This is a genomic window from Dolichospermum sp. LEGE 00246 (assembly GCF_015207865.1).
In the GTDB taxonomy this organism is placed as follows: Bacteria; Cyanobacteriota; Cyanobacteriia; order Cyanobacteriales; family Nostocaceae; genus Dolichospermum; species Dolichospermum heterosporum.
The window spans coordinates 1-6367 of the sequence record NZ_JADEWA010000319.1 but is presented as its reverse complement, the minus strand read 5'-3'; the positions used below and the strand labels follow the sequence as shown (position 1 = coordinate 6367).

Annotated in this window: 5 protein-coding genes; 4 read left to right on the top strand and 1 reads right to left on the bottom strand. The window is 40.5% G+C overall.

The window, feature by feature from the left end:
- The first annotated feature begins 167 nt into the window (after positions 1-167).
- From hisB to IQ228_RS18440, 4 genes are all read left to right on the top strand, one after another.
- Positions 168-773, top strand: a complete 606-nt coding sequence (gene hisB, locus IQ228_RS18455; protein WP_027401172.1) for an imidazoleglycerol-phosphate dehydratase HisB — start codon at positions 168-170, stop codon at positions 771-773.
- Positions 774-838: 65 nt separating this feature from the next.
- Complete coding sequence (locus IQ228_RS18450; protein ID WP_027401171.1) at positions 839-1822, top strand: ABC transporter ATP-binding protein; 984 nt, start codon at positions 839-841, stop codon at positions 1820-1822.
- Between the two features lie 393 nt (positions 1823-2215).
- Complete coding sequence (locus tag IQ228_RS18445; RefSeq protein WP_193963866.1) at positions 2216-3652, top strand: polysaccharide biosynthesis/export family protein; 1437 nt, start codon at positions 2216-2218, stop codon at positions 3650-3652.
- Positions 3653-4379: 727 nt separating this feature from the next.
- Positions 4380-5252, top strand: a complete 873-nt coding sequence (locus IQ228_RS18440) for an SPFH domain-containing protein (protein ID WP_027401169.1) — start codon at positions 4380-4382, stop codon at positions 5250-5252.
- A gap of 197 nt (positions 5253-5449) precedes the next feature.
- Here IQ228_RS18440 and folP read toward each other — a convergent pair whose 3' ends face one another.
- The gene (gene folP, locus IQ228_RS18435) at positions 5450-6307 is read right to left on the bottom strand and encodes a dihydropteroate synthase (protein ID WP_027401168.1); all 858 of its coding nucleotides are present in this window, start codon (positions 6305-6307) and stop codon (positions 5450-5452) included.
- Positions 6308-6367 lie beyond the last annotated feature (60 nt).

The window sequence follows — 6367 nt, the reverse complement described above, 5'->3', positions numbered from 1 at the left end:
TGGGCAGCGTCAGATGTTTATAAGAGACAGGAGGTGGGGAGAAAGAATTTTTCCAATGACAACTGACAACTGACAACTGACAACTGACAACTGACAACTGACAACTGACAACTGACAACTGACAACTGACAACTGACAACTGACAACTGACAACTGACAACTGACAAATGACTAATAAACAAACTCATCGGATAGCTTCAGTTCACCGCACTACTGGTGAAACAGATGTTCACGTTACTATCAATCTGGATGGTACAGGGATATGTAAAGTTTCTACAGGTATTCCTTTTTTAGATCATATGCTCCATCAAATCGCTTCTCATGGGCTTTTTGATTTGGACATTCAAGCTAAAGGTGATTTGGAAATTGATGATCACCACACTAACGAAGATGTGGGGATTACCTTGGGACAAGCTTTATTCCAAGCTTTGGGTAATAAAAAGGGAATTGTCCGGTTTGGGAATTTTCTTGCACCTCTAGATGAAGCTTTGGTACAAGTTGCTTTAGACTTTTCTGGTAGACCTCATCTCAGTTATGGTTTAGAAATTCCTACTCAACGGGTGGGGACTTATGATACTCAGTTAGTGCGGGAGTTTTTCGTAGCTTTGGTGAATCATAGTCAAATGACTTTACATATTCGCCAATTGGATGGAATTAATTCCCATCATATTATTGAAGCTACATTCAAAGCCTTTGCTAGAGCCATGCGAATAGCGGTGGAAATTGATCCCCGGCGGGCAGAAACAATTCCTAGTTCCAAAGGTGTGTTATAAAAATCCTCAGCATCGGTTAATCTGTAGTTATCTCTAAATAGTCAGTAGTTGGTAGTTTCATCGCCATGAATTCTGTTGTAGACAACCCCGATTCTCAGCAAAATCCCTTAGATAAACAACCCGTAGTCCTGACTTCTGAATTGCGAAAGGTCTATCGCACGGGGTTTTGGCTCAATCAAAAGGTTGTATCGCTCAAAAACTGTTCTTTACAAGTGTACCCAGGAGAAACCTTTGGTCTGTTGGGTCCTAATGGTGCGGGTAAAACCACGTTGTTAAAATTATTGTTGGGAATTATCCGCCCTACGTCTGGAAGGGGATTATTGTTAGGTAAACCTATAGGCAACGCTAAAGTCAAGCAGCATATTGGCTACCTCCCAGAAAATTCCTATTTATACGAATATCTGAGTGGTTGGGAATTTTTGCAGTTAACAGCGGGTTTATTTCAAATTCCCCAAAGGTTACAACGTCAACGCATTCCCCAATTGTTGGAATTAGTGGGGTTATCCCAAGCCGATGCTCGCAAAAAGCAAATGCGGCGCTATTCTAAGGGAATGCTTCAGCGCGTGGGTATGGCTCAGGCATTAATCAATGATCCAGATTTAGTTTTTTTGGATGAGCCTATGTCTGGACTTGATCCTCTGGGACGTTACCAAATGCGAGAAATTATTCTTGCTTTGAAAGCATCTGGTAAAACCATATTTTTTAATAGTCATGTATTGAGTGAAGTGGAACAAATTTGCGATCGCGTGGCTATTCTTGATCAAGGAGAATTAATCTGTTGCGGTTCTCTCAATGAACTTTTGGGTAATCAAAACACCTATCATGTTAAAGGTCAAGGCGGAGACGGGGAAATCTTGAGAAAATGGATAGGTAATTTAGAATTTAGGTCTGATGGTTCTTGGCAGGGTATACTCCAAGAAGATTATTATGATTTTCTGTCTAGTTTAAGGTTAATGGGGGGGAAAGTTATCACTATGAATCTGTCACGTCAGTCTCTAGAAGAGTTTTTTATCCATCAAATTCAAATCCGAAATCATCCGCTTAATTAGTACAAACAGGTGGAGAATAAGAGAGATAAATCACCCATAAGTAGTAATTTTTGCGAATTATTTGATGATTCTAAAAGTCAGTTACTTATGTGTTAATAATTCCTGATCAATTTAGTGTTATGACTGTACCATCAGCGGATGAATTAGTTGTTGACATAGGATTGAAAATTGTTATCAGCGAGAAACAATAACTCGCAAAAAGCACTGAAAATTTTTCCTAACATCAGAGAAGATTTAAAATCAAATTCCTTACGCAACAAATTATTTATGTCCGGAAAACTAAAGATTTATTAGAAAATAAAATTGTTGAGTCACTAGGATTCTTCAGTATACTCGATGTTAAAATGTTTCGGAATAACTCTAAATATCGTCATTTTCAATTCTCAGGTAAATATGCTTAATAAAGATTTGTGTAAATTTCTCACCCACTCAACTATGGGTTTAGCATTGTTAACAACAGTGAATATCGCTTTGCCATCGGTGAGTTTAGCGCAAAAACAGCCAGTAAAATCAACACCCAGTATCGCTACAGATTATTTATTAGGCGGCGGCGATCGCATCCGTGTCAATGTATTTGAAGTACCAGAATATACGGGTGAATATCAAGTTCCTCCTGGTGGTTCAATTAATATGCCTTTAATTGGCAGTATCCCCGTTTCGGGCTTAACCACAGAACAAGCTGCTGATACAATCGCCAGAAGATATGCTCGCTTTCTCAAACGTCCGCTCATTTCCGTCAACTTATTATCACCCCGTCCCATTAATGTGTTTGTTGCCGGGGAAGTAACAAGACCAGGTGCTTACACCCTCAGCTTAGAAGGGGGAGCAGGAAATAACCCTGGTGTCCAATACCCAACGGTATTAGCCGCCCTAACCATAGCCCAGGGTGTGACACTGGCAGCAGATGTAACTCAAGTACAATTACGCCGCAAGGTAGGACGTTCTGGAGAGCAGACAGTTTCCCTAAATTTAAAGGAATTGACGCAAACAGGTAGAATATCTCAGGAGATTACCTTACGAGATGGAGACACCATAATTGTCCCCACTGCTGCCAGTTTGAATGTGGCTGAAGCCCGGAATTTATTTGCAGCTAACTTTGCCGCTAGTCAAAGTTCACCCCGCACAGTGGTGGTAATTGGTCAAGTTTACCGTCCTGGTTCTTATCTTGTTACTGCTGGAAATGCCGGTGGGGCAGAGGGTGGTGGTGCTGGTGGTGGTTTACCCACTGTCATGCGGAGTTTACAACTAGCAGGGGGAATTACGTCCATTGCGGATGTTCGGAAGATTAAATTACGCCGTCCTACCCGAACTGGTACGGAACAAACTATAGATATTAACCTATGGGAATTACTACAAAGCGGTGATATCAATCAAGACATAGTGGTGCAAGATGGCGATACTATCATCATTCCTACAGCTACGGATATTAGTGCCGCCGAATCTACCCAATTAGCAACAACAACTTTGTCCCCAAATACTATTGAAGTGGGTGTAGTGGGTGAAGTCAAAAGAGCAGGGGCGGTAAGATTACAACCAAATAGCTCTTTAAATCAGGCATTATTAGCCGCTGGTGGTTTTAATGATAGTAGAGCCAGTAAAGGAACTGTAGAATTAATTCGCCTCAATACCAATGGTACAGTTACTAAACGTCCAATTAAAGTGGATTTATCTAAGGGAATTAATGAGGAAACCAATCCGATCCTTCGTAACAATGATGTTGTCGTAGTTGATCGCAATGGGTTAGCTAAAACTGGTGATAGAGTTAATACTGTAGCCGGTCCTTTAGGTACTATCTTGGGGATTATCAGACTATTTACTACTGGATTTTAGTTTAAGTTGAAAGGTTGGTTTTCTAGGTTTCCACTCAAAAAATCTAGACCCAAAACATAATTATTATACATCTTAGGTTATTTTTTTTGGCAACTCATGATTAGAGGTGTAGCGATCGCCTATAATGCGATCGCAGGTTTATCATAAGAATACCCGGTAAGTGGGAAACTCAGCGGATTGGCTCCCTGAGAGGGAAACGGCACGAGCGGTTTTAACCGCTTTGAATATTTTTTCATTACCGCCTTGGAGTTGGGAAATTTGGGGTACTTTTGTAATGTACTTTCAACGGGACAATTACCGATTCAAATTCTCCAACTCTGTACGCATAATGTTTTGCTCACTCATAGCCTCCCATTTCTGGGGTAATGTTAGCTAGATGCCTCCGGCACGCTGCGCGAACGACCTGTTATAAGAGCTTTTTAGACTTGCAACACTGTTTCAGTGACCTTAAAACTGTTTAATTGCAAATGACAGAGCAGGGAACTAGCTTCGCATTCCGGGGTGTCGTGACTCAAATAACGGCTACCCTTCGACAACGCTCAGGGTGGTCTGGTCAGTACGGCTTGCTTGATTACTCTTGCAAGCCCAGTCCCTTTAGGGCTGGGTTACTGACTTTTATAGTTAACAATCGGGAAATTACGCAATTAACCCATTTTAATTTACAGTTAATGCCAACCATAACCCTAACAATCAATTCTGCCCAAAGCCGAAAGAGGAGAATAACTGAATGGACCCAATAATTTTTATCATATTTTTAGCTCTAGTAGGTTATGCCTTCGCATCTGCAAAGATGGTAAATCAAGGAAATGTCGCCTTAGTTGAACGCTTGGGGCGGTATCATCGCAAACTAAATCCTGGACTAAGTTTCATAGTTCCCATTCTTGATCAAATTGTGATGGAGGATACAACCAGAGAGCAGTTATTAGATATAAAACCGCAAAATGTAATTACTAAAGACGGAGTTTACTTAGAAGTTGATGCAATTCTTTACTGGCGGATCAAAGACATTGAAAAAAGCTTTTATGCTATTGATGACTTAGAAACAGCTTTAGCTAACTTAGCCACAACCACCCTTCGGGAAAATATTGCTCAAAATTCCTTAGAGGATACTAATATGTCCAGAGACGAGATGGACGGAAGCATATTAGGTGTATTAAATCCAATTACATCCGCATGGGGAATTGAAATTATCCGTTTAGATATTCAAAGTATCACCCCACCAGAAGCTGTACGCAAGTCAATGCAAGAACAACAAACAGCACAAATTAAAAAAAAGGCAGCAATAGAAGCAGCAGAAGGAGAGCGACAAGCAGCAGTTAAACGGGCTGAAGGAACTAAAACATCAATAGAAATAATTTCTGAAGCCTTGCGTTCTCACCCTGAAAGTAAGGATATCTTAAGGTATCTTGTTGCCCAGGATTACGTAGATGCTAGTCAGAAACTTGGTGAAAGCAATAATGCCAAAATTGTATTTGTAGATCCTGCTAACTCAACAGAAATGTTTCAGGAATTGATTTCTGATTCAGTACAAGAAAATCATGGTAAAAATCCCACTAATGGAAAGGGTAATGGTAAAGGTAATGGGAATGGATCTAATTAGAGCTTGATAAGTAATTGGACAAAAATATTTACAGTCATTGCGAGCGAAGGGAAGCAATCACAACCCTGGCGATTGCTTGATTTCACTTCGTTCCATATGGCTACGCCACGCTGCGCTAACGCAATGACATTGTGTAATTAATTCTGTCTCACTACTTACCATTAACTGGGCGCGGTCCCCTACCTCCTAACCTATGGCTAACGCCACGCTGCGCTATCACGAAAAATAGCATCTGCGACTAGAGTAACTTCTTGCATTTCTCGAACATCGTGGACTCGGAGAATATCCGCACCATTAAAAATAGCCGCACAACAAGCTGCGGCTGTTCCCCAAACCCGTAATGTTGGATCTGGTTGATTAAGAATATTACCGATAAAACTTTTACGAGATGCTCCCACTAAAATGGGAGAATTAAGAGTTTTTAGTGATTCTAAACAGCGAAAAATTTCTAAATTCTGTTGATGGTTTTTAGCAAAACCAATACCAGGATCAATAATTATTTTATTTTGATCAATTCCTAAAAGCCTAGCATTTGTAATTTGCTCAAATAAAAATTTATAAATATCAGCAATTAAATCCTCATAATCAGTACATTTTTGCATAGTTTGGGGAGTTCCCTTGATGTGCATTAACACAATCGGCACATTTAAACTAGCAACAGTTGGCAACATTTGGGGGTCAAATGTCCCCGCTGAAATATCATTAACTATATCTGCTCCAGCAATAATTGCTGCTTTGGCTACCTCTGCTCTAGTTGTATCTACAGAAATAGGGACATCAACAACTGGACGCAGCAACTCCAAAACAGACAGCACCCTCTCCAGTTCTGCTTCTAGGGATATTTGCTCCGCACCTGGACGAGTTGATTGTCCACCAATATCAATAATATCAGCACCAGCCGCCACCATTGCTTGTGCCTGGGTTAAAGCGGCTGAGGTGGTGTTAAATTTACCACCATCACTAAAGCTATCCGGGGTGACATTCAAAATTCCCATGAGATAAGTCCGCTTTCCCCAATCAAAACAATGACTTCGGATAGTTAAGTTGTTAGACATGAAATTTTTGAACTTTTAATTTCTAATTGATTTATTCCCCAATCCCCAATCCCCAATCCC